Origin of the sequence: Flavobacterium branchiarum, assembly GCF_030409845.1 — a bacterium.
Classification (GTDB): Bacteria; Bacteroidota; Bacteroidia; order Flavobacteriales; family Flavobacteriaceae; genus Flavobacterium; species Flavobacterium branchiarum.
Genome location: NZ_JAUFQQ010000003.1, coordinates 1,544,448 through 1,570,927 on the forward strand (window position 1 = coordinate 1,544,448; position 26,480 = coordinate 1,570,927).

The following is a 26,480-nucleotide window of genomic DNA, read 5'->3' on the forward strand; positions in this document are numbered from 1 at the left end:
AAAGGGTCATAGGTTTTCTGTAGAGACGCACAGCAGTGCGTCTTTGTTAAAGAGCAGTGTAGAGGCACAAATAGCAAAACTTTGCGCCCTTTGCGATTAAATTTTTATCTCTAAATAATTTCAGTATCTCTTATTAGCAATTAAAAAAAATAAAAATGATTAGAAAATACAACAGAATAGTTTTTAGCGGCATTTTCGCTTTAAGTATATTTTTTAGCCAAGCTACAATTTCACAAGAAAAAAAAGCAAAACAAAATAATTTAGATTACACAAAATACATAGATCCATTGATAGGATCGGCAGGTCACGGACACGTTTTTGTGGGAGCTAATGTTCCTTTTGGAGCAGTGCAGTTAGGCCCCGTAAATGTATTTGAAGGTTGGGATTGGTGTAGTGGCTATAACTATGCAAGTAATACCATATTAGGATTTACGCATACACATTTAAGCGGTACAGGAATTGGAGATTTAAACGATATTCTTTTGTTGCCAGTATCAGGAAAAGTTCCTCTTACCAAAGGGACAAAAGAAGATATGGTAACAGGATACGGATCTTATTTCTCACACAAAAATGAAGTAAGTAAAGCAGGTTATTACAGTGTTTTTCTTGATAAATACAAAATTAAAGCAGAGTTAACGACTAGCGAGAGAGTTGGTTTTCATAAATACACATTTAACTCAACTACCGATGCACATGTGCTACTAGATCTTGCCGATGGGGTGGGATGGGACAAGCCAGTAAAAACGTTCATAAAAAAACTTAATGACCATACGCTAGTAGGATATAGATATTCTACAGGTTGGGCCGCAGATCAGCGCATTTTTTTCGCAATGGAATTCTCAGAACCAATTGCTAATATGGCTTTATATGATAATACGACAGCAGTAGCTGGCAATGAAGGTGAAGGTGTAAAAATGAAAGCAGTTTTAGATTTTGCAACTTTAAAAAACAAACAAGTTTTAGTAAAAGTTGGGATTTCTCCAGTAAGTTATGAGAATGCTTTCGTAAATATTAAAGCCGAAATTCCTAATTGGGATTTTAATGCAGTAGTAAAAGAAGCAACTTCAAAGTGGAACAAAGAACTAAATAAAATACAGATAAAAGCAGATGATAAAACGGCAAAGGTTTTTTATACTGCTTTGTATCACACTATGTTTGCACCTTCAATTTTCAATGATGTAAACGGAGATTACAGAGGAACAGATAAAAAAGTATATGAAAAAGCGGGTTTTACTAACTACACCACTTTTTCACTTTGGGATACGTACCGAGCTTTGCATCCTTTGTATACCATTACGCAACCAGATAAAGTTAATGATATTGTTAAATCATTTTTAGCAATCTACGAGCAACAAGGAAGATTACCAGTTTGGCATTTAATGGGGAATGAAACTAACACCATGAACGGAAACCATTCGATTGCAGTTATTGTAGATGCTTATTTTAAAGGCTATAGAGATTACGATACAGCATTAGCTTATGAAGCTATCAAAAAAACTGCTATGCAAACTCGTGATGGAATGGATTATATTCAAAAATTAGAATACATCCCTGCTGATAAAGTATTAGAATCAGTTGGAAATGCTCTAGAATATGCTATCGATGATTATTGTATCGCGCTTATGGCAAAAGCAATGAACAAGACAGAAGATTATGAGTATTTCTCTAAAAGAGCCAATTTGTACAAACTTTATTTTGATAAAGAGACAACGTTTATGCGAGGAAAATTAGTTGATGGAAATTGGAGAACACCATTTAATCCACTTTCATCTTCACATCGTAAAGACGATTATGTAGAAGGTAATGCGTGGCAATATACTTGGTTGGTTCCACAAGACCCTTATGGATTAATTGAATTATTTGGAAGTGAAGATAAATTTATAGCTAAACTGGATTCTTTATTTCTGATAACAGACAAGGTTGAAGGCGAAGAAATTTCTCCTGATATTACGGGACTAATTGGACAATATGCGCAAGGAAATGAGCCTAATCACCATATACCTTATTTGTATGCATACGTAGGACAACCTTGGAAAACAGCAAAATTAGTTCGTGAAATAGATGATAAATTTTATTCAACAAAACCAGACGGATTGTGTGGTAACGAAGATTTAGGGCAGATGTCAGCTTGGTATATATTTTCAGCAATGGGATTCTATTCAGTTAATCCAGCAAATGGAATCTATGTTTTAGGTAGTCCATTAGTAGAGACTGCTACAATTCATCATAAAGAAAATATTTCATTTACATTGAAAGCATTTGATAACAGTGATAAAAATATCTACATCCAAAAAGCAGAATACAACGGGAAACCATATACAAAATCATACATCACACATGATATGATTGTTAAAGGAGGAGAATTAAAATTGTATATGGGAAGTAAACCATCAGCAACTTTTGGAGTAAATAAATCTGATAGACCGATTTAAGAAAGTATTCAGTTTGCAGTCGCAGTTTACAGTAATCAGTACTTGATAGTGTCATCCTGAGCGGAGTCGAAGGACAGTCTCAGTATTCAGTTTACAGTATTCAGTTTACAGTTTACAGCTTGCAGTTTACAGCTTGCAGTCACAGTGTTAAGTTTACAGAAATTGATAGTGTCATCCTGTGCGGAGACGAAGGACAGCTTACTTCTTACATTTCACAAATCACATCTCACACATTACAACACACATTTTACATAAAAATCATGAAAATAAAGAGTTTAATTTTTTTAGGGTTATTACAATGTGCCATTTTTGTAAATGCACAAGTTAAACCTTTGGACCCTGTAGAATATGTTAATCCTTTAATGGGAACACAATCTCTGCATAGTCTTTCTAACGGTAATACATATCCTGCAATTTCTAGACCATGGGGAATGAATTTTTGGACACCACAAACAGGAAAAATGGGCGATGGATGGGCCTATATCTATACGGCTGATAAAATCAGAGGATTTAAACAAACGCATCAACCTTCGCCATGGATGAATGATTACGGACAGTTTTCGATCATGCCTGTAACAGGAAAACTAACTTTTGCAGAAGACGAAAGAGGCAGTTGGTTTAGCCATAAAGCAGAAGTTTCAAAACCGTATTATTACAGCGTATATCTGGCTGATTACGATGTTACAACAGAAATTACAGCTACCGAAAGAGCAGCACATTTTCAGATTACATTTCCAGAAAACGAGCAATCTTCAATCGTAATCGATGCATTCGATAAAGGTTCTTATATTAAAATAATTCCATCAGAGAATAAAATTATAGGATATACTACTCGTAACAGTGGTGGAGTTCCAGACAATTTTAAAAACTATTTTGTATTGCAATTCGATAAGCCATTTGAAACTAATTATACATGGCATGACAAGGTGCTGAAAAAAGATCAATTAGAATTAAAAAACAATCACGTAGGCGCAATTGTAGGTTTTAAAACCAAAAGAGGGGAGAAAATAAACGTAAGAGTAGCTTCTTCATTTATCAGTTTTGAACAAGCAGAGTTAAATTTGAAGAGCGAATTAGGAACTGCAACTTTCGATCAAACGGTAGCCGAATCAAAACAAGAATGGAATAAGATTTTAGGTAAACTAACTGTTGAAGGTGGAAGTGATGAGCAATTAAAAACTTTTTACTCTTGTTTATATCGTACAGTTTGTTTTCCGCAAAAGCAATATGAAATAGATGCAAAAGGAAAAATCATGCATTATAGCCCTTATAATGGTAAAGTGTTGCCAGGTTATATGTATGCAGGAACAGGATTCTGGGATACTTTCCGAGCTTTATATCCTTTACTTAATTTAATGTATCCTTCTATAAACAAAGAAATGCAAGAAGGACTAATCAACGATTATAAAGAAGGAGGCTTCTTGCCAGAATGGTCAAGTCCAGGATTTAGAAATGTAATGGTTGGAAACAACTCAGCATCAGTAGTTTCAGATGCATACATAAAAGGATTGAGAGGATATGATATAAACAAATTGTATGAAGCTTTGCTACATGGAGCCAACAACGAAGGACCGTTAGACGCAGTAGGAAGAAAAGGAGTTGCCTATTACAATACTTTAGGATATGTTCCTTATGATGTTAAGATTAACGAAAATGCTGCTAGAACATTAGAATATGCATACGATGATTTTACCATTTGGAAATTGGCAAAAGCCTTAAACCGTCCAAAAAGCGAAATTAGTTTATTCGAAAAAAGAATGATGAACTATAAAAATTTGTATGATCCATCAATCGGATTAATGAGCGGTAGAAATAAAGACGGAAGTTTTCCGAAAAATTTCAATCCGTTTAAATGGGGTGATGCATTTACAGAAGGAAATAGCTGGCATTACAGTTGGAGTGTTTTCCATGATGTAAATGGGTTAATTGATTTAATGGGTGGTGAGAAAAAATTTACCGACAAATTAGATGCTGTTTTTACAACACCTCCAATTTTTGATGATAGTTATTACGGTTCAGTTATTCATGAAATACGCGAAATGCAAATTATGAATATGGGACAATATGCTCACGGAAATCAGCCTATTCAGCACATGATTTATTTGTATAATTATGCTGGTCAACCTTGGAAAACACAATATTGGTCAAGAGAAGTAATGAACCGTTTGTATAAACCAACTCCAGATGGATATTGTGGTGATGAAGACAACGGACAAACTTCGGCTTGGTATATTTTCTCTGCAATGGGATTCTATCCAGTATGTCCAGGAACAGACGAATATGTACTTGGAGCACCCTTATTTAAGAAAGTAACATTACAGTTAGAAAACGGAAAGCAGTTTATTATAAATGCACCAAATAATTCAGAAACTAACAAATATGTACAGGATTTAAAATGGAATAACTCCACTCATACTAAAAATTATATCAACCATTTTGATGTATTAAAAGGTGGCGAATTAAATTTTGATATGAGCAACCAACCCAATTTACAAAGAGGAACTTCAGCAAGTGCCTACCCATATTCTTATTCAACCTCAAAATAATACTATGCAATCACGTAGAAAATTTATAAAAAATACAGGAATTTTATCAGCAGGATTAATGGCGCTTCAAACAGATGTTTTTGGAATGCAGTCAGATGTTTTCAATTTTGCATTGAAAGATTTTATTACCAAAAGACCACCATTAGCAGAGAGAAAATTCACTAGTAAAGCAATAGAAGCAGCAATTGTAAGAATCAAAAAGCAAATTGCAAATCCAGAATTGGCTTGGTTATTTGAAAACTGTTTTCCAAATACATTAGACACTACAGTTGATTTTGAAATCATCGATGGAAAACCAGATACTTATGTAATTACAGGAGACATTGATGCAATGTGGCTACGTGATAGTACAGCACAAATTTGGCCGTATATTCCGTTTGTAAAAGAAGATAAAAAGCTGGCTGAATTGGTAAAAGGAGTAATAAACCGTCAGACAAAATGTATTTTGCTAGATCCTTATGCTAATGCGTTCTACAAAGATTTTAATCAGGTTAGCGAATGGAAGGATGATATGACCAAGATGCAACCTGGTATTCATGAACGTAAATGGGAGATAGATAGTTTATGTTACCCAATACGATTAGCACACGGATATTGGAAAGAAACAGGAGATGTTAGCTTGTTTGACAGTAAGTGGAAAGAAGCAATGCTTTTGGTATTGCAAACTTTTAAAGAACAACAACGTTGGACAGATAAAGGCCCATATAATTTCCAGAGAGTTACAGCTTGGGCCACAGATGGTGTTCCATTAAGCGGTTACGGTTATCCTGTAAAGCCATGCGGATTAATTGTTTCTACTTTTAGACCAAGTGATGATAGTACTTTATTTGGATATTTAATACCGAGTAATATGTTTGCTATAGAAGTACTTGGGTATCTTCAGGAAATTTTCTCTTTACCAGCATTAAAAGATGATAATTTAGTAGCTAGAGCAAAAGAACTACAAGGACAGGTTCAGAAAGGATTAGAAGAAAACGCAATCATTGAACATCCAAAATTTGGAAAAATAATTGCTTTTGAAGTTAACGGATATGGAAGTTTCCATATGATGGATGATGCTAATGTACCATCGTTATTATCATTACCTTATTTAGGAGCTATTGAACCAGATAATCCACTTTATCTTAATACAAGAAAAGTAGTATTGTCAGATAATAATCCATTTTTCTACAAAGGAAAAGCAGGCGAAGGAGTTGGAGGGCCACATACAGGAACAGATACTATTTGGCCAATGAGTATAGTTCTGAGAGCTATTACAAGTGTTGATGAAAAAGAGATAAAAGCATGTATTAGCAACTTGATAAAAACAAATGCAGATACAGGATTTATGCACGAATCATTCCATAAAGACGATGTTACAAAGTTTACCCGTAAATGGTTTGCTTGGGCAAATACGCTCTTTGGAGAAATGATAGTTCATACAAGCATTCATTATCCACAAATTCTGAAAGATAAAAATATCTAGAATTAGATATACAAGCATTGCTTGTTTTCAGAAAAAGATAAAAAACTAAAACTAAAAAAAGATCAGTAAGAAATTAAGTAGTTACACTTCATTTCTTACTGTTTAAAAATACAAAAGAATGAGCAAAAAATATGCCGTTGGATTAGACATTGGAGGTACACATATTACCGCTGCGGTTATAGATATAGTCGATATGAAAGTGATCGACTTTTCATTGCATAAAGAGTCATTTGATTCAAATAGGCCAGTAGATGAAGTGATGACTATTTGGGAGAAAGTAATTACGACCTCAATAGAAAATTCTAAAGTAGAAAAAACATCAGGATTGGCTGTTTGTATGCCTGGACCATTTGATTATAATACAGGTGTTTGTTGGATAAAAGGGCAATCTAAATATGAGCATTTTTACGGATTAAATGTGAGGGATTTGTTTAAAAACAAATTGAATCTCTCGAATGATTTTCCGATTTTGTTTGAGAATGATGCTGTATGTTTTGGAAAAGGGGAAGTTTTTAAAGACATAGACAATCTTTCTAAAAACGTAATGGCAATTACACTTGGTACAGGACTTGGAGCTTGTTTTATCGATAAAGGAGAATCTATCAGTACAGGAAATTTAGTTCCAAAAGACGGTGAAATATACGATCTTCCATTCAAAGAAGGTATAGCCGAAGATTACGTTTCTGCACGCGGACTAGTAGCAGGTTATTTCGCTTTAAGCGGAAGAAAATTGAATAATGGTTTAGCGCTTTTTGATCTTGCTAAAGCGGGAGATACAATGGCGGTAAAAGTGTTTGAAGAAATGGGAGAAAATTTGGCTACAATAGTTCTTCCGTGGTTTAAGAATTTCTCTGTAGATAGTTTTATCATAGGAGGTAAAATTGCAAACGCAAGTGAATTTTTCTTAGCGTCATTTAACAAAAAAATAAAAGAAGCTGGAAGTAACGTTACTGTTTCTATTTCTACAGATAACGAAAAGGCTGCTCTATTAGGTGCTACAAGTTTACTTTACAACGCATAGTTTTTTATAAATTTATAGAGCAAATAGGTTTTGCCACAATCTTGTCACTCTGAGGAACTAAGAGTCACATTTAGTAGCTCGACAAAGATTTCGGTTACATAATTTACCACAATCTTGTCCTTTTGAGGAACGAAGAATCTTCGCCAGTAATTCTCCAAAGATTATAGCGTTTCTCGTGAAGATTCCTCCTGCATCGGATTATTAAAAAAGCTAATTTTTTATAAATTTATAGAGCAAAGAGGTTTTGCCACAGATTAAAAGATTTTCACAGATTAAGATAATCCTTTTGAATCCTTTAATCTGTGGCATTAAAAAAGCATAGTTTTTTATAAATTTACATTGGAGATATATTTTTGCCACAGATTAAAAAAAATCATAATTATTTTTTTTTGATTCTTTTAATCTGTGGCTATTAAAACAATAAGTATGACAAACTCAAATCGTAGGAATTTTATAAAAACAGCTGCAATAGCTTCAGTAGCTGTAGCATTACAATCTTTTAATACAGATTCAGAAGAACAACAGCTTATGCTGCCTAAAAAAGTAAAGAAACCAATCGTACTTTCTACATGGAAGTTTGGAATACCTGCAAATGAAGCTGCTTGGGAAGTCTTGAAAAATAATGGAAATGCTCTCGATGCAGTAGAAGCAGGGGTTAAAATTCCTGAAGGTGATCCAAAAGAACGAAGCGTAGGTTATGGAGGACGCCCAGACAGGGACGGACGCGTAACACTTGACGCTTGTATTATGGATGAAAATTCCAATATCGGTTCAGTAGCTTGTTTAGAATATATAAAGCATCCAATTTCGGTTGCAAGAGCTGTAATGGAAAAAACACCTCACGTAATGTTAGTGGGTGATGGGGCATTACAATTTGCCGTTGAACAAGGTTTCAAAAAAGAAAACCTATTGACAGAAGAATCTGAGAAAGAATGGAAAGAGTGGTTGAAAGACAGCAAATATAAACCCATTGCTAATATTGAAAATCACGATACTATTGGAATGATTGCGTTAGATGCCAATGGAAACCTTTCAGGTGCTTGCACAACTAGCGGAATGGCATTTAAAATGCACGGACGCGTTGGAGATTCGCCAATTATCGGAGCGGGTTTATATGTTGATAATGAAATTGGAGCGGCAACGGCTACAGGACATGGTGAAGAAGTAATCAGAATTTCGGGTTGCCATCTAGTAGTAGAATTAATGCGCCAAGGAAAATCACCTCAAAAAGCGTGTGAAGAAGCTGTCACTAGAATTGTAAAATTAACCAAGAATAGAAATAAGGATTTAAAAGATATTCAGGTAGGATTTATAGCCTTGAATAAAGCAGGAGAATATGGCTCATATTGCGTTCAAGGTGGTTTTAATTATGCAGTTCACGATGATTCAGGAAACCGCTTAATCGATGCCGATTATTTCTTGAAGTAGTTTTACCCGCAATCTTGTCCTTCTGAGGAACGAAGACCCGAGCGAATAGTGGATAGACGAAGTAATCTCCTCAAGCAGCTCCGCAAAGATTTCTGTTACATAGTTTATCGTAATCTTGTCCATTAGTTTCTCCGCAATCTTGTCACTCTGAGGAACGAAGAGTCTCATCAAGCAGCTCCCCAAAGATTGCGGTTACATAGTTTACTCACGATCTTGTCACTCTGAGGGACGAAGAGTCTTCGCCAGTAACTCTCCAAAGATTATTAAGTTTCTTAGTAACTCTGAGTAAATTTTTAATATCATAAAAGAGTGATTTTCACTATGAACTTAAAAGGAAAGGGTTGTATCTTTGACCTCAGAAATTTTGAAAATACTTCAAAAATTAAGCCTCAACAAGTCCATATGAAACGAGAACATTATATTCCCTTCAACAAGGAATTCTTACTCGAACAACAAATAGCAAGTTTCAGTGAAGACTCAAAAAATGCAGCTGATTTTAAAAAGTTATTCGATATCATCGAACATTATTATCATTATGAAGCCTTTAATCTAAATCGGAATCTAAAACAAAATTACGCCCTATTTGACCCAGATTTAAGTCCGAAGGAGCGTGAAGGATTTGTTGGCAAAAGTAATTTCACTGTTTTTAAAGAAACACTTCTTACCGTTCTAGAATATGGAAACTACAGACGTATTGATAAGGAAACTCTAGATAAAGCAATTAATGACTCCGATTTAATAGGATTGAATCTTTCTATAGATTTTAATGCTTTTAAAGAGTACGAATTGTATGTTAGAGGAAGTCATAAGGCTAAAGAAACGGTAGCGAAATATGTTTTTTGGAAGAAAGAAATAGAGATTGAATATTATGATCGTGTCATGATTTATCTGAATTATAATGATGCTGATTCTCTTAAAGCTAAAAATGTAAAACTTGGGAAAATACCAATTGATCCAGAATCTGTAGTCTTAAAGATTTTCAAGCGTGTTCCTAAAAATGATCTCGAAACGATATTTCCGAATGCGGTTCCGATGATGTCAACTACTGATAAATTATTATTATGGGTTCCTGGAATTTTTGGTGGTGTTTCGTTATTGAGTACTACTGTAATTCCTGCATTAATTGGGATGTATGGTGCTTATCAATCGGGGGAAGCAATTGATTTACTAAACAGTAAAACTTCGCTTAATCAAGGTTTAATTGCCTTAGGAGTACTTTGTGCTTACTTATTTCGCCAGTATAATAATTTTGCAAATAAAAAGATTAAATATTCGAAGATGCTTTCGGATAGTCTTTACTTTAAGAACATTGGAAATAACAGTGGTGCATTTTATTCCTTATTGAATTCTTCGGAAGAAGAAGTACTAAAGGAAACTATTTTGGCTTACGCTTTTTTAAATAGAAGTAATAGCCCCTTGTCGGCTGATGAACTTGATTCTCAAATAGAAACGTGGTTTTCGGAAAAGCTAAATACAGAATTAGATTTTAATGTAAATAATGCCTTGTCGAAATTAAAAAGCATTGGCCTTGGTATTGAAGCAAATGGTAAATGGGAGGTGATTTCGCTTGATAAAGCACTCATTAAAATTGACGAATTATGGGATGGCGTTTTTGATTATAATCAGAAAGTAGTTGAGGCTTAGAGCTGCAGAGGCTCAAAGGTTAAAAAAAAAAGGTCCAAAGGAACAAAGGCTTTTGTTTGCGTATAAGGTAATTGTGTTAAAAAGACATATCGAATCATGAGGTAACTCACAAGTGCCAGACAATTTTTGAGTTCAAACTAAACCTTTGTTGCTTTGTCCCTCTGCAACTATGAACCTTATTTTCTCAATAATTTTCAAAAATAGATAAACGGAAAAGAAATTTTATTAGATTTACGGATGCCTAAATACTGAATTATGAGAACATTAGAACAATGGTTTGAAGAATATGCTGTAAGTCATCAGAATCCGAAGAACAAAGTAATACATTATGTATGTGTTCCTGCAATTTACTTTTCGATTGTAGGTTTATTAATGAGTATTCCGAGTGGTTTTATTGCCAATATTTTAAAATTAAATGCTCCAATAATCGAGAATTGGGCTGTGGTCATATTACTTTTTGTGCTTGTTTTTTATATTCGATTGTCGGTTGCAATGGCTTTTAAGATTGCAATTTTTTCCGCTATTTGCTTGGTAGTAAATTATTACATCGGACAAGTCTTCCCATTATGGATTTTCTCTATTGGTGTTTTTGTAATCGCTTGGATTGGGCAATTCTACGGACACAATATTGAAGGAAAAAAACCTTCTTTCCTTAAAGATCTTCAGTTTTTAATGATTGGTCCAGCGTGGGTGGTTGAGAATTTGTTCTCTAAGAAATAAGGGTTGGCAAGAAAGGTTCAGAAGCTATAAGAAGTAAAGAAAAAAGGAACGTTTCAGTCTTTTAGTATTTCTGTTATGAACTAAGATTAAAGTAATTACTAGCCCAGATAGTAGCGACATCCTTTTCTTTGTTTCTTTAACAAAGAAAAGATATAGCGAATAGCTGGAAATCAACGTAATTAAACTGTAGAAATTGATTGCTCCTAATAAATAAACAATAAATCTAGCGCTGTTATTTCTGTAAAAAAAGGACAGAACATACCGATTATTATTTCTTTTGCTTTTGTAAAACTAGCTCCTATTTGATTAGCCTGATTCTTAATTTGACTTGGTGGATAACCAAAATATTTACGGAATGCAGTACTAAAATGGTTAGGTGTTTTGTAGCCTAATGATTCAGCTACTTGGTAAATATTTAACTCGTCTTTTAATAATTTTTGTTTGGCTTCATTCATTTTTAGTTCGTTTAAATAACCAAAAACGGTTGTACCATATAGCTCTTTAAAGTATTTTTTTAATTTGAATTCATTTGTCCCAACTTTACGGGCAAGGTCAATTAGAGAGCAAGGAGTAACGATGTTTTGCGTTACTAATTCTCTGGCATGATGCATTCTTTCTATATCAATTTTTGGAATTTTAATTGAAATGTCTTGTATTTGTGTTAACTGCTCTACTTGCAACAATACTAATTCAGTCACTTTTGTTTCCAAATACATTCTGCGGAAATATCCAGTTCTTTCGCAAGAAACGATATCTCTTACTGCTGTCAGAATTTCTGGAGACATGATTTCGCTATATTTTATCTGCTTTGCTGGATTTTCATTAGAGCAAGTTGCAATAAATTGAAGGTCTAAATCTAATGAATCAATAAGCGTAGTGTAGGTGTCTTTCGGAATTAATATTGATAGGTATTCTGATACTGTTGGGTTTGCTGGTAGTTTTGCCAGTTTTGTACCAGCTGGCAAAAGATGTATTTGATGATGCATCAGATTCGAACATCCTTTCATAAAAAAGAACATTTGTATAGCTGGTTCATCTGTATAATATTCGATTTTAATAGGCTTAAGTAAATCTAACTCAATATAGTTTATAAAAAAGGACCCAGCTAGCGTATGGCTGTCTTTTATATTGCCATATTCGGGGTGATTAAAGGTATTGGTTTCTTCGATAAGTTCATAAGCTTGGTCTACTTCTTCAAAAAACACCTGGTCACAGAGTTTATAATCTAAATCTTTTATTGTGGTTTTAAGTTGCATGGAAAATCTTACTTTATTATTTAGCAAATATACAGTATATAATCCATATATGTATTGAGTCTAAATAAAAACAATCCTTTTTGTGTATGTTATAATCCGTATTTGAAACCCTTATCCCGAGTCAGTAGGGGTAAGTTTGCACCTGAAATTAATAATACCAATTTTACTTTGTAATGGGTTTCAAAAACTACATAGATTGTTTTAAAACAATTAAAAATATAATAAATAGCTATATGTTAAATGGTTACGTGTTTGGTAAAAAGAATCATTCTTTATCGCAGTCTTTAAAATTTGTTGTATTTTTTATTTGCCTATTTTTTTTACCATCTGGAGTATTAGCACAAAATGGAACGCTTTCGGGAGTTTTAAAACTTGATAATGGCACGCCAATTAGTTTTGCTGCAGTTGCTGTTAAAAACACTAAACATCAGATGATTACGGATGATGAGGGTAAGTTTGAGTTTAGAGGTCTTGCACACGGACATTACGAAATTGAAGTTAGCTCTATCGAAATCACTAGAAAAAGTATTAAAGTTGACTTTAAAGGTAGTGGCGAAAGAATTTTATTAATTGTTGAGCCTTCATCAAGTTTAGGTTTAAAAGAAGTTGTAATTAATGTTAAGACTGAGAAAAAAGAGGTCGAGACTAAAGGGTTTGCTGTAAATGTAATTGATACTCAAAAGATGGCAATGCAGTCGATTCAGACCAATGAATTATTAGACCGATCGGCAGGGGTTCGTATTAGACAAGATGGAGGATTGGGATCTAGAATTGATTATAATATTAATGGTTTATCTGGTAATGCTGTAAAGGTTTTTATTGATGGTATTCCTGCTTCTAATTTTGGTTCTTCTTATTCTTTAAATAGTATTCCTCCAGCTTTAATTGACCGTATTGAAGTTTATAAAGGGGTTGTTCCTGCTAACCTTTCTGAGGACGCACTAGGTGGAGCAATCAATATTATCTTGAAGAAAAAAACTAGAAATTCATTGGTAACATCGTATTCTCTTGGCTCATTTAATACGCACCAATGGAATATCGCAAGTAACTATAGAAAAGAGAATGGTTTAACAGTTGATGCTTCGGGTTTTTATAATTATAGTGATAATAACTATGAAGTTTGGGGGCAGAGCATAACATTTAAAGATTATACGGGTAAAACGACTACGAACCAACGTGCAAAACGGTTTCATGATGCTTATAAATCATACGGAACTAAGATTGAAGTTGGTTTCACTGATGTAAAGTGGGCAGATCGATTTATGATTGGTGGTATTTTATCTAAAGATTATAAAGAGGTGCAACATGGTATTACAATGGATAATGTGTATGGAGATCGTCATACGAGACGTAATTCTAGTATAGCAACATTAACGTATAGTAAGAACGATTTCTTGACTAAAGGATTGTCATTCAAAACCGATGCTAGTTATTCTTATCTAAAAAGACAAGCAATAGATACTGTAGGTATTATGTATGACTGGTCAGGTAAACCAATTATGTATCCTGATGGCACTTTTGTAAAGTATACTAGTGGAGCTGAGGTTGCTAGCGCTAAAACTCTGGGGATTAATACCGATAAAACTTTGTTTGTTCGTACCAACTTAGGATATACGTTAAATAGCAATAACACGATATATGCCAATTATATGTATAATAATTTTGTACGTGGTATATCGGATGAATTACAACCTTTAGGATTGCAACTATTAGAGAATACTAGAGATTTACAAAAAAATATTGTTTCGTTTACCTATGAGAATTTAGCTTTTTCTCAAAAACTGAGAACGAATGTTTTTTATAAGCATTATTTTCAAAAGGTTACTTCAAATGAGCCTTTTAGACAAGATATTACTCCGGGTATTCCTAATTACGAGATGAGAGTATTTACTAAAAAATCTGATTTTAGTGGCTACGGGATTACATTATCGTATGAGTTAAACCCTAATTTATATTTGTTAGGATCTGCTGAGAAAGCTATGCGTTTGCCAAGTGCTAACGAATTGTTTGGTAATATTAATGACAATTTACTTGCTCCAGCTGGTGAACTAAAACCTGAAACAAGTCACAATGTTAATATTGGTGTAAACTGGTCGGGATTAAAATTTAATAGTCATTCTATTAGGTTAAATGCCTCTCTATTTTATAGAGATACAAAGGGGATGATTAGAGAATCTATACGAGCTGGTAGCTTTACGTATTCGCAATTTGAAAACCTAGAGAATGTATTGTCTCGTGGGATAGATGCTGAGTTAATTTATGATTATGCTAAGAAGTTTAATCTTTCTCTTAATATATCAAAATTTGAGTCTTTGTTTAATACTCGTTTTGATGCCAATGGAGCTCCATACTTGTTTTATCGTATGCAAATAAGAAACGAACCTTCGTTTAAATTCAATATCAATGCTGTCTATTATCAGGATGATTTATTTGCAAAAAAATCAAAGGCTTCGATCTATTATAATATTAGCTATGTGGATGAATTTCTTAGAAACTGGGCCAATGTTGGTGGAAAGAACTTAGACTATATTCCGACACAATTTTCTAATAGCATAGGGGTTGCCTATACTTTTCCATCTAATAAATTCACAATTAGTGTGGATGCAAAAAACATATTCGATCAACAGATATTTGACAATTTTGGTCTGCAAAAACCAGGTCGTGCATTTTATGCCAAACTTACATATTCATTAACTTCAAAATAATCAATCACAATGAAAATTAAATTTAGAAATTTAAAAAGTACATTACTTTCTGGTGCTTTTGCAATAGCTTTATTGAGCTCATGTAGCAATAACGATAATGATGGGGAAACTGCTCCGACATTACCAGAAGTAAAAAAAAGCTTCCAGTTAGCATTTGCTAGTGGTTCAGGTAGTATTTCTGGAACTTATCTTCAAGGTCTTACAGATATTTCTCAAGGTGAAATTTCATTCTCTGGAAAAGGATATTCAATGACTTCATCGCGTACTGCTAGAGTATTTACTTCTACAGATGGTTCTATTGTTTATAGCCTTAACTATACAATAGGTACTATTGACAAGTTAACTTACCATGGTGCTGATAATTATAAAACAATAACAACTTTTGATGCTTCTATTCCATTAGGAGTAAAAGCTGTTCGTTTTACAAAAATGAATGATAAAGTTGGGTCTGTACATAATATTGCTGCAGTTGCACAATATGGTGGAGCTGAGAATAAAGATTATTTAAAACACAAAATGACTGTTGCTATTGGTATTCTTGACTTAGAGGCAATGAATTTCGGTACTAACTTTAAAAAAGATATTGATTTAGTTCTTCCTGGAACTTTGGCTAGTGAAGGATATTATATTTCTCGTATTGACTGTCCTGTTGTTTCTGGAAACAAATTGTATTATGGAGCAGCTGTTAGCAAATTTAACGCAGCAACTGGTAAAGCGGGTGAAACAGATAAGACATTTACTCTTGTACTTGATTACCCAAGTTTAGCGAATGCTACTGTTATTAGTACTTCGCATGTTAAAGGGGCTACAAATGGTTACCGTACTCCTACACAACACTTTAATGAAGCTGGTGAAATCATGCAAATGGTTAGCAACGGAAAAGACTTAAACATTGTAAAAATCAAAGATGGTAAATACGATGAAACTTATAAATTTAGCGTAAGTGGCTTATTAGGAAGAGATGCTTCTAGTAATGGTTGGTTTTATGCTGGTAACGGAATTGGTTATGTTCCTTATGAGAAAATAGGTGAAGACAAAATTCAGATTGGTGTTAATCCAAGTGGTGAACCAACTTATTCAGGTTCATGGGGATTGGCAAGAGTAGATTTTAAAAACAATACAATTGTTGATTTAGTTGTTCCTAAAGGATTATGGTTACAACAATACCAAAATTCAGTTGTAAGAGATGGAAAATTCTATATTGCTTTAACTCCAGTTGGTGTACAAGGAAATATCTACATCTATGATGTTAACTCTGCAAATCCTAATGGTACTGTTGGTGCAAAAGTATTCTCTGGTGCTGATCAATACTATATCGGTATATTCTAATACTTTTTTTCAATACTAAAAAAAAGCAGCGATTTATTTAGAGTCGCTGCTTTTTTTTTGAGGTTCTGAGTTGTAAAGGTTCTGAGTTGTAAAGGTTCTGATTTGCAAATGTTTAGAGAAGGATAGGTTCAAAGGAGGAAAACTTTGCGGTTCTGCGTCTTTGCGAGAGATAGTCTCACTGACGGAGGCTCAAAGACTCAAAGCTACAAAGCAACAAAGGAGGAAAGCAACAAAGGAGGAAAGGTTGAAAGGAAGAAAACTGAAAACTGGGACTGTCCTTCGACACCGCTCAGGATGACAATATTGAGACTGATTACTCAATAGAGGATCAAAGGCACGTTAGCGAAAAAACTTTGTGATTCTGCGTCTTTGCGAGAAATAGTCTCAATAATTGAAGTTGCAAAGTAGCAAAGGAACAAAGGAGGAAAGGTTCAAAGGAAGAAAACTGAAAACGGGGACTGTTCTTCGACACCGCTCAGGATGACAATACTGAGACTGATTACTCAATAGAGAATCAAAGGTTCAAATCAGGAAAGATTCAAAGGCACGTTAGCGAAAAAACTTTGCGATGCTGCGTCTTTGCGAGAGATAGTCTCACTGACGGAGGCTCAAAGCAACAAAGGAGGAAAGGTTCAAAGGAAGAAAACTGAAAACGGGGACTGTCCTTCGACACCGCTCAGGATGACAATACTGAGACTGATTACTCAATAGAGAATCAAAGGTTCAAATCAGGAAAGATTCAAAGGTATGTTGGCGAAAAACTTTGCGATTCTGCGTCTTTGCGAGAGATAGTCTCAATAAATGAAGTTTCAGAGTTGAAAGGTGCAGAGGATCAAAGGCACGTTAGCGAAAAAACTTTGCGATTCTACGTCTTTGCGAGAAATAGTCTCAATAAATGAAGTTTCAAAGTAGCAAAGGCTCAAAGCTACCAAGGTTTCTGCTTGAATACAAAACGGCAATGGTATTCTAAAGCCTAGCCCAGATAGCAACGGCATCCTTTTCTTTGTTTCTTTAACAAAGAAAAGATATAGTGAATAGCTGGAAAATGCTTCTAAAAATTATAAAGAAATTCTTAATCCTTTATTGGAATTGTTTTTTTTGCTGTCATTGTTGAGCCAACAGATGCTATTATCACAAAAAACACGGCAATTATTTCGCTTACACGTAGGTGTTCTTGCAAAAATAAGAAAGCACAAATAGATGCTGCAGCTGGTTCTAAACTCATTAATATACTAAAGGTACGTGGAGGAAGTTGACCTAGTGCTTTCATTTCTAATGTAAACGGTATAGCGCTTGATAGTAAGGCAAGTGCAATTCCCATTCCTAAAAGATTAGGTGTTAGGTTGCTTAATCCATTTTCCATAATTCCAAAAGGGATTATAAGTAGAGAGGCAAACAACATTCCGGTTGATACAGCATCACCGTCTTTCATTACTTTAGAGACTTTCCCGCCCAATACAATATATGTTGCCCAAAAAACACCTGCTAATAAAGCAAATAAAGCCCCAACCATGTCAATTCCGTTACCAGACCATGGTGCAATAAGTGCAATTCCTATCGCAGCGATAAATACCCATAAATAATCTATTAAGCGTTTTGATCCAAAAACGGCTAATACTAAAGGACCTACAAATTCTAAAGTAACTGCCAAACCAACTGGAATTCGCTCTATTGCGAGATAAAAAATTAGGTTCATTGATCCTAATGATAATCCGTAAGGAATTACAAGTTTCCACTGTTCGGGAGTTATTTTACGTAAGTTTGGTCTGTAAGCTAAATATAGAATTATTGCTGAAATCCCTATACGTAACGATGCTGTTCCTGCCGCTCCAATAGAAGGGAAAAGACTTTTTGCAATCGCTGCTCCAAACTGTACACTTATGATTGCTAAGAGAATTGCTGGAAGTGGTGGTATATTTATTAGTTTATTTTTCATGAGAATCCTTCAAAATATGAGGGCGCAAAAGTACAAAAAAAATCACTCATAATTTTGGCTGATAAGTTAAATGAATTGTAAAGTTTTTTGTAAGATTTTTAAATGCATTAAAAGTTTTTTTAACTAGTTCATTTTTGAATTATTTAATGGAGAAGTTTTGATTTACGTATTTAACTAATTAGTTTTGAAATGTATAAAATAGTAAGCTATGAATGTTGTAATTGTTCCTATCGAAAATGAATATTCTGATGCAGTAATCGATTTGATTTTAAATATCCAGCAAAAGGAATTTAATGTTCCGATTACTTTAGAAGACCAGCCGGATCTTCTGGAAATTAATAATTTTTATCATAAACCGGGAGGTTGTTTTTGGGGCGCTTTTGCAGATGGAGAATTGGTTGGCACTATTGCTTTAGTAAAATATGATGATAGTAGGGAGGGGGCTATAAGAAAGATGTTTGTAAAAAAGGAATATCGAGGAAAAGAGCTATTTATTGCCCAACAACTTCTGGATAAATTGATTACTTTTAGCCAACATAATTAGATACATGATTTATATTTGGGGACAATATCAGTATTAGAAGCAGCTTTACGATTTTATGAAAGAAATGATTTTGTTCGAATCGAGAAAGAATCTCTTCCCGTAGCGTTTCCTGTAATGGGGGCTGATAATGTTTTTTGTCATTTAAAATTAAGTTAGATATATGAATATTATAGATGAATTAGGTATTTTGGCTTTATCAACAAGGTTGCAACGCCTTAGTGAACAATTGCGTAAAGACGGTGCCTTGCTCTACAAATCTTTCGATATTGAGTTTGAACCGAAGTGGTTCCCTGTAGTTTTTACTCTTCACAACAGAGGTGTTTTAAGTGTCGTTGAAATTGCTAATGAGATTGGTTACACCCATCCATCTACTATTAGTTTGCTAAAGGAATTAGAGAAACACAAACTAATTCGTTCTAAAAAAGATAAAGAAGACGAACGTAAGCGCTTAATTGTACTTACCCCAAAAGGACAAACTATTATTGTACAAATGAAACCGGTATGGGAAATTATCTCTCAAGTTCTTAATGATATTACGGATAATGAGAATAACTTATTGAAAGCCATAAATGAAACCGAAGCTAAAATTGCTGATATGAGCCTTTTCCAGCGGGCACTTCAACTAAAAGAAAGTAAGTCGTAATCAAAAATATAAAACCGCTATTAGCGGTTTTTTTTATGGCTTCATATTTTATAAATTATTTATGAAAAGTATAATTATATAGAATTTTGGCAACAAAAAATTATACAGAAGCTTTTTTTTGAGTTGAATTTTAGCCACAGATTAAAATTTTTGCCCCCTTTTTAATCTGTGTTAATTGCTAAAATCTATACTTCTTATTAATAATCAAAACGTTTAAAAGCTTCGATTGCTTCATACTCAGCCAGTCCTAAATCATCATATAAAATCGCCGTGTTTTTATTGCGATCTTCGGCTCTAACCCAAAACTCTCTGGAGTCATTTCCTTGAAACATTACTCTGTCTTTTTGAGATTGATGATACAAAATCGCATGGCGTTTTAATAATACTTCTGATGGACTTAACGGTACAGCCATGTCTATTTCATGAATATCCCATTCGTGCCATGCTCCTCTGTACAACCATAACCAGCAATCATGCATATAAGGCTTTGACTTTAATTCCTTCAGCGCAGCAAATATGGCATTTAAACATACCTCATGCGTTCCGTGTGGATCTGCTAAATCTCCTGCTGCAAACACCTGATGTGGTTTTATTTTTTCGATGATATTTTTTACGATAGCAATATCTTCAAGCCCTAACGGATTTTTCTTAATTTGTCCTGTCTCATAAAATGGAAGATCTAGGAAATGGGTATTTTCATCTTTTAATCCAATATATCTCGTTGCTGCATACGATTCTCTACGGCGGATAAGTCCTTTTAACTTTCTCACTTCCAATGAATCAATTTGATTTTCCGATTTGTTATTCAGAAACTCAATCACAGATTTAAAATTTATTTTTGCACCTGCATCAGCAATAAAATCATTACTAACCTCAGCAAACTTTAATGCCTCATCATCAGTTACTGCAATATTTCCAGAGGTTTGATATACTACGTGTACATCATGTCCTTGCTTTATTAATTTGGAGAATGTTCCTCCCATCGAGATAACATCATCATCTGGATGTGGACTAAAAAGGATAATTCTTTTCTTAGCTGGATTGGCTCTCTCTGGACGATGCGAATCGTCTGTATTAGGTTTTCCTCCTGGCCATCCTGTAATGGTGTGTTGCAATACATTGAACATATTGATATTCAAATCGTAAGCAGAACCTTCTTGAGCCAATAAATCGGACATTCCGTTATTGTTATAATCTCTGTCGGTTAATTTTAAAATAGATTGTTTTGTTTTTTGGCACAACCAAACAATCGCTTTACTTTTTAATTCTTGATTCCAAATGCATTCTCCTACCAACCATGGTGTTTTAAAACGTGTTAGTTCTGATGCCGCCGATTGATCTAATACAAAAGTTGCATTACCGTGGTTTTGCAAAAATGTAGCTGGAACTTCTGAGCTAATATCACCTTGAATGGTTCTCTTGATAATATCGGCTTTGTTTTGTCCCCAAGCCATCAGTACTATTCTTTTGGATCTGAGAATTGTAGATACTCCCATTGTAATGGCCCTTTTTGGCACATTATCAATCCCGTTAAAATCGGAAGAAGCATCTACTCTCGTTATATGATCCAAAGTAATAATACGTGTTCCTGAGTTTATGTGCGATCCCGGCTCATTAAATCCTACGTGCCCAGTACGACCAATTCCTAATAATTGAAAATCTAGTCCTCCAGCATTTTTAATATTTATTTCATAATCAATACAATATTGATTCAATTTATCAATCGAAACCGTACCATCTGGAATATTCACATTTTCTGGTTTAATATCGATATGATTAAACAAATGTTGATGCATGAAATGGTGGTAACTCTGGTTATTTTCTTTAGTCATCGGATAATATTCATCCAAATTAAAAGTAACAACATTACTAAAACTCAATCCTTCTTCATTGTGCATTCTAACTAATTCTTCATATACTTTGATAGGTGAAGAACCTGTCGCTAAACCTAGTACACAAGATTTGTTTTTTTCTTGTTTTGATCTAATTAATTGAGCAATTTCCTGCGCAACAATTATCGATGCTTCGGTAGAATTCTTGAAGATTTCATTGTGGATTTTTTCAAATCGTGTTTCTTCAAATTTACCAGCACTTTTATAACTAATATCTGGTTTGGTTTCTATAGCACTTTTCATTTTTGTATTTATTTGAGTTGGTTATTTTGTAAGTTGAGTGTTGTCTTTAGTTAATTTTTTGATGTAGTTCTCTACGCGATTCATTTTGAGTGAAACGCCTTTTAGACTTTTTTAATTATTGTTTTATGGTTTTATGGTTTTTTAGTAGTAATCCTTATCGGGATTAGGTAATTATTTATTGGCTTGTATTTTGTGGTTAGCAATGAAAATAACCCCAAAAAGCATAGTGATTTATGGGGTTTTTCATTATTTAAAAAAGTGGTTTGTTTTTGGTAAGCATTTGTAATATTGTTTAAATAGTATTAAAAATTTAATGTTTCTATTACTGATAAATCTGCATTGAATTTGACAAAACTTGCAGGGAATCCAGTTTTAATTTTACCTATTCTATCTCCCATATCAATTGCATTTGCTACATGGCTAGTGGCCATTTTTATAGCTTCGTCTGCCGTTACGTTTAAATGATTGTAGGCATTTTGTACAGCTTCTTGCATTGATATTGTTGCGCCTGCTAGATTTCCTTCGTTGTTTCTATAGAAACCATCTTCTAAATGAGCATCAAAATTTCCCCATTTGAAATCGGCTATTTTGCGTCCTAAAAATGTAGCATCACTAATTAAGAAAAACTTTTCTTTTTTTAGTTTGTATGCTAATTTTGCTGCAGCATAATCACAATGTGCGCCATCTAAAATTACTGGAGCATATACATTTTCATTTTCAAGAGTGGCACCAACTAAACCAGGTTCGCGATGTCCGAATTGAGTCATAGCATTAAATAAATGAGTTACGAGTTTTATTCCTTTAGAAAAATAAACTTGTGCTTCTTTATGCGTAACGGTCGAATGTCCTATCGAAATTGTAATACCACTTTCTAATAACATATTCAGTTGTTCCTCTGTAAAACATTCAGGGGCAATCGTGATTACTTTTATAACATCTTTCCCTAGGCGTATAATTTCTTCTAACTCTGCATTAGTTGGTTTGCGTACTTGGTCAATACTATGTGCGCCACGTTTTAAAGGATTTAAAAAGGGGCCTTCCAAATGCATTCCGATCACGCCATTGTTATGTTTTTGCCTGTAACTACGAAAAGCTTCAATTCCTTGTAGAATTGTTTCTTTGGATGATGAAATTAAGCACGGTAGTACATGTGTAGTACCGTACTTAAGACTTGCATCATATATATCTTGAATTGTTTCTTCGGTTGGTGTTTGACTAAAATATAGCGTTTCGCCACCGTTTATTTGAATATCTATGAATCCAGCTGCAATATGGTTTCCTTGTAAATCAATAGTTTCAATATCATTTGGAGTTTCTTTTTGAACAGAAAGTATAGTTCCATTTTCGATAATAATGACACCATTATTAATTATTTCGTCACCAGTATGTACAGTTGCATTGATAATCGCTTGTTTCATTTTTATATTTTTATTTCTTGATTAGCTTACTACTAATAGATGAATTTGTATCATTTGCTTTTAAAATATAAATGCCTTGTGCTTGGTTTCCTAATGAGAACGAAGCTTCTGTTTCATTAGGTTTTATAGTTTCAGTACGTATCATTCTGCCTGATAAATCAAATATTTTGATGTTTACTGCCCCTTTAGCATTATTGACCTTAACTTTTACTAGATCATCTATTGGATTTGGCTCTAATATAACACTAAATTTTTGCTCTTTTGATATTGTGTTTTCTTCATTTTCTATGCCTAAAGAAGGATTATTTGCAGGAACAAATGTATCTGCGCCATTGGTTAACCAGTTCAGACTGAAACGTACAAAATACATTTGGTATGTTGAACTTTCTCCATTTTCATAATAAATCCCAATTGTACCATCTGGTAATATTGTTAAACTTGAATAAGCAGATGTTCCTGCAAAAATAGTTTTAGGTGCCGCCCAAGTTGTTCCTTCATCTGTACTCATTTGTACACTAACATTTTTGCGACTACCAGCAAACGGAATTGAATGCAGTAAACGGTTTTTGTCATAACCATCTAGGGTAGACGTATAGCGAATGAAATCGCCATCGCAATTAGGGTCTGTTATGCTAGGTTGATTGTAAGCTGTTCCCCATGTTAGTCCTTTATCTGTAGAAACATTGAATCGGCGCGTTCCTGAATTACGGATACTCATCATAATATTTCCATTATTTAATTCAACAACTTTGGCTTCGTCTCCACCTAACTCGGCTCTGCCTGTCGATGCTGCCCATGTAACTCCATGATCGGCACTTGTAATCATATAATTATTGATGCGTTCTGTTCCAGATACATTTTCTCTCACGGCAATTGCAGCTACAAGTTTACCATCACGCAATTGATGCGCTCTTCCTGAGGCTACAAACAATCCTTTCCAGTTTGGATTTGGTCCATAAATTTGATTGGTAACATCTAGTGGTGCTCCCCAAGTTATTCCGTTATCAGCACTTTTGATAACCAAAACTTTGGCAGGAGCAGCATTTGTAGAAGCAAAGAAACCTTTTTCGGCAGATACTAAACATAACAATTCGCCAGTAGTTTTATCAAGTACTAATGCAGCATCGCCTACTCCGGTTGAAGCTCCAAAATTAGCAATGGTTAAGGGAGCTGACCAAGTTTTACCATTATCTGTACTGCGACGAACTACGGGATCAATTTTAGCTGCTAAATCTCCGGCGCCATTCCATCTTTTATCAGTTACTGTTACCAGAGAACCATCAGCAGCAGTAATGATTGCTGGAATACGATAGTTTGATGAACCTGCGTCTCCTGGTGTGAATAAAAGTGTATTGGTTAATAATATTACTCGATTACCTGCAACTGCATTGGCAATTGTAGTATAGGTGTTTGTATTGGTTATGATTGATTCGCAAGTGGCATCTAATATATTTCCTTCGGTTGCATTGGGAGCAACATCGTAGGTAATCCAGAAATAGTTATCGCCAGAGCTTAATGTTCGTGAACCATTAACTACTAGATTTCCATTTGCAGGAGCAATAGTTCCGTATAAGGTTGCAGTTGTTGGATTAAATATGGAGGTGACTCCGCTAGAATAAATCTTGATATTGGTCACATCTGTAATATTGGTAGTTCCTGCCATTGTAAAGTTTAAAGCGTTTACCGTAAGCGGATTAATCGCGCCAGTTGCAGTGACTTTTACAGCTACAATTCGTTGATTTAAATCTCCAATACCAGTTGGTAATTCTGTTTGAACTAATGAAACGGAATTGATTTGCATTTCGTTTGTTTGTGCAATTACAACCGCTCCGTTTTTTAAAGTACCAGGATGGTTATTACCCGAAATATCAGGAACTGTTACCCCATTTATATTTTCAAAATCCCAAGCAGCTATTAGGTTGGTTTCTGCCCCTGTTACTATTGCTGTTTTATCTGTAAGCACTTCTGTAGCTGTCATTGCTTTGTTCCAAAAGCGAATATCATCTAATTGCGCATTCATATAGGATGCAAAATTGCTAACAGTTCCAAATAGAAGGTCTCCTGTATTAGTAACCGTATTTGTACCACCTATATTTGTTGTTGTTTTGGTTTGTTGTAAAACACCATCAACATAAATTTTACAACTCGTTGTAGCAACATCAATTACCATTGCTAGATGATGCCAAACGTTATTAGCTATATTCGATGTTCCGTATGGAGGTCCTGCAGCTCCGCCACTTGTATTTAAATTAACTCCAAATTGTCCACCTCCTGCAGATGAATTATTAATAAATTCATATCCGATTCCCGCGCTATTTGGTCTCTTGCTAATAATACGTTTTGCAAAATCACTTGTTTTAATCTTGCAGGTAATAGTTAAGCTTTGTCCGCTAGCGATATTAAAATCACTATGATTAACTACCGACATATAATCATTTACCCCATCTAATGTAAGCACCATCGGAAAAGCATTTGATGTAGTAGGTGAACCAAATAGGGTACCTGTATGATTATTACCAGAAACATCAGGAACGGAGTTGCCAGATATGTTTTCAAAATCCCATGCTGCAAGAAGATTGGCTGTTGGAGTATTAATTATTGCTGACATATCAGTTTGTAGTTCAGCTGGTGTCATGGCTTTATTCCAAACACGAATATTATCTATTTGACCAGCCCATTTGAAACTGTTAGTTGCATCAGACGTTGCACCAACAACAAAACTTAAAGCATTAGAGAAATCGGAAGTAATCGAGGTAAAAGCTTTACCAGTATTTGCCAAGACACCATCTATATAGCCATACATAGTTCTGTTACTAGATGCATCGATTACCAACGCAATATGATGCCAAGTTCCATCGGCAATTGAGTTTGCAGAATATCCTGCTGTGCTAATATTGGTTGGAGTTCCATTGCCACTCATATTCATTGCAAACTTTCCTCCATTTGTGCCATTGCCTGTCCAGAATTCATATCCGTTACCAGTTGATCCATTTCTTTTGGCAAAAATACGTGGTGTTCCTGTTGTAGTGGTTGTTTTTATCCAACAGGTAATTGTTTTATTTTGGCTTATGCCAAAGTCTAAATCGGAATGATCGGGTACTGTCATATAAGTCGAAACGCCATCGAGGTTTAAAACCTTACCACTTTGTGCTTTTGTACTTAAGCAGGAGAAATACATAAAACACAAACAAAAAAAGAGTACAGTTTTTTTCATAATTTTTGATATTTGGTTAAAAATGGTTAGTAAGCATAAGGTTT

At 34.4% G+C, this 26,480-nt stretch carries 16 protein-coding genes; 11 read left to right on the forward strand and 5 right to left on the reverse strand.

Translation table 11 applies throughout. The annotated features are described in order from the left end of the window. The first annotated feature begins 155 nt into the window (after positions 1–155). The 7 genes from QWY99_RS07535 (at position 156) to QWY99_RS07565 (ending at position 11,256) form a co-directional block, all read left to right on the forward strand. A complete protein-coding gene (locus QWY99_RS07535) occupies positions 156–2,432 on the forward strand; it encodes a GH92 family glycosyl hydrolase (protein ID WP_290263323.1) in 2,277 nt (758 codons plus the stop codon). Positions 2,433–2,692: 260 nt separating this feature from the next. Beyond that, positions 2,693–4,978 carry a GH92 family glycosyl hydrolase gene (locus tag QWY99_RS07540; RefSeq protein WP_290263324.1) on the forward strand — a complete coding sequence of 762 codons (2,286 nt, stop codon included), beginning with the start codon at positions 2,693–2,695 and terminating at the stop codon, positions 4,976–4,978. Positions 4,979–4,982: 4 nt separating this feature from the next. Continuing rightward, complete coding sequence (locus QWY99_RS07545; protein ID WP_290263326.1) at positions 4,983–6,443, forward strand: glycoside hydrolase family 125 protein; 1,461 nt, start codon at positions 4,983–4,985, stop codon at positions 6,441–6,443. Positions 6,444–6,561: 118 nt separating this feature from the next. Beyond that, positions 6,562–7,464, forward strand: coding sequence for an ROK family protein (locus QWY99_RS07550; RefSeq protein WP_290263328.1), 903 nt, complete (start codon positions 6,562–6,564; stop codon positions 7,462–7,464). 426 nt (positions 7,465–7,890) lie between these two features. Continuing rightward, positions 7,891–8,892: an isoaspartyl peptidase/L-asparaginase family protein gene (locus QWY99_RS07555; protein WP_290263330.1), complete on the forward strand. Its 1,002-nt coding sequence runs from the start codon at positions 7,891–7,893 to the stop codon at positions 8,890–8,892. A 402-nt stretch (positions 8,893–9,294) separates the two neighbouring features. Next, entirely contained in the window at positions 9,295–10,536 is a 1,242-nt protein-coding gene (locus QWY99_RS07560) for a TMEM143 family protein (RefSeq protein WP_290263332.1), read from the forward strand. A 255-nt stretch (positions 10,537–10,791) separates the two neighbouring features. Continuing rightward, positions 10,792–11,256: an Mpo1 family 2-hydroxy fatty acid dioxygenase gene (locus tag QWY99_RS07565; protein WP_290263334.1), complete on the forward strand. Its 465-nt coding sequence runs from the start codon at positions 10,792–10,794 to the stop codon at positions 11,254–11,256. 203 nt (positions 11,257–11,459) lie between these two features. Here the strand turns inward: QWY99_RS07565 and QWY99_RS07570 are convergent, their stop codons facing one another. Next, positions 11,460–12,512 (reverse strand): helix-turn-helix domain-containing protein, encoded by a 1,053-nt coding sequence (locus tag QWY99_RS07570; RefSeq protein ID WP_290263336.1) that lies wholly within the window; start codon positions 12,510–12,512, stop codon positions 11,460–11,462. Positions 12,513–12,745: 233 nt separating this feature from the next. On the opposite strand from QWY99_RS07570, the gene QWY99_RS07575 reads away from it, so the two are divergent. Both QWY99_RS07575 and QWY99_RS07580 read left to right on the forward strand, forming a co-directional pair. After that, the gene (locus QWY99_RS07575; protein WP_290263337.1) at positions 12,746–15,217 is read left to right on the forward strand and encodes a TonB-dependent receptor; all 2,472 of its coding nucleotides are present in this window, start codon (positions 12,746–12,748) and stop codon (positions 15,215–15,217) included. 9 nt (positions 15,218–15,226) lie between these two features. Next, on the forward strand, positions 15,227–16,546 hold the full coding sequence (locus QWY99_RS07580) for a hypothetical protein (RefSeq protein WP_290263339.1): 1,320 nt from the start codon (positions 15,227–15,229) through the stop codon (positions 16,544–16,546). Between the two features lie 1,072 nt (positions 16,547–17,618). Here the strand turns inward: QWY99_RS07580 and QWY99_RS07585 are convergent. Continuing rightward, entirely contained in the window at positions 17,619–18,482 is an 864-nt protein-coding gene (locus tag QWY99_RS07585) for an EamA family transporter (protein WP_290263342.1), read from the reverse strand. Positions 18,483–18,690: 208 nt separating this feature from the next. Here QWY99_RS07585 and QWY99_RS07590 point away from each other — a divergent pair, with 208 nt between their 5' ends. Continuing rightward, complete coding sequence (locus QWY99_RS07590; RefSeq protein WP_290263345.1) at positions 18,691–19,026, forward strand: GNAT family N-acetyltransferase; 336 nt, start codon at positions 18,691–18,693, stop codon at positions 19,024–19,026. A gap of 160 nt (positions 19,027–19,186) precedes the next feature. Continuing rightward, complete coding sequence (locus QWY99_RS07595) at positions 19,187–19,669, forward strand: MarR family winged helix-turn-helix transcriptional regulator (protein WP_290263347.1); 483 nt, start codon at positions 19,187–19,189, stop codon at positions 19,667–19,669. 197 nt (positions 19,670–19,866) lie between these two features. Here the strand turns inward: QWY99_RS07595 and nagB are convergent, their stop codons facing one another. The 3 genes from nagB to QWY99_RS07610 all read right to left on the reverse strand — a co-directional run bounded on the left by nagB (position 19,867) and on the right by QWY99_RS07610 (position 26,436). After that, entirely contained in the window at positions 19,867–21,804 is a 1,938-nt protein-coding gene (gene nagB, locus QWY99_RS07600; RefSeq protein ID WP_290263349.1) for a glucosamine-6-phosphate deaminase, read from the reverse strand. A 302-nt stretch (positions 21,805–22,106) separates the two neighbouring features. Further along, positions 22,107–23,222, reverse strand: coding sequence for an N-acetylglucosamine-6-phosphate deacetylase (gene nagA / locus QWY99_RS07605; protein ID WP_290263351.1), 1,116 nt, complete (start codon positions 23,220–23,222; stop codon positions 22,107–22,109). Between the two features lie 10 nt (positions 23,223–23,232). Next, entirely contained in the window at positions 23,233–26,436 is a 3,204-nt protein-coding gene (locus tag QWY99_RS07610) for a LamG-like jellyroll fold domain-containing protein (RefSeq protein WP_290263353.1), read from the reverse strand. Positions 26,437–26,480 lie beyond the last annotated feature (44 nt).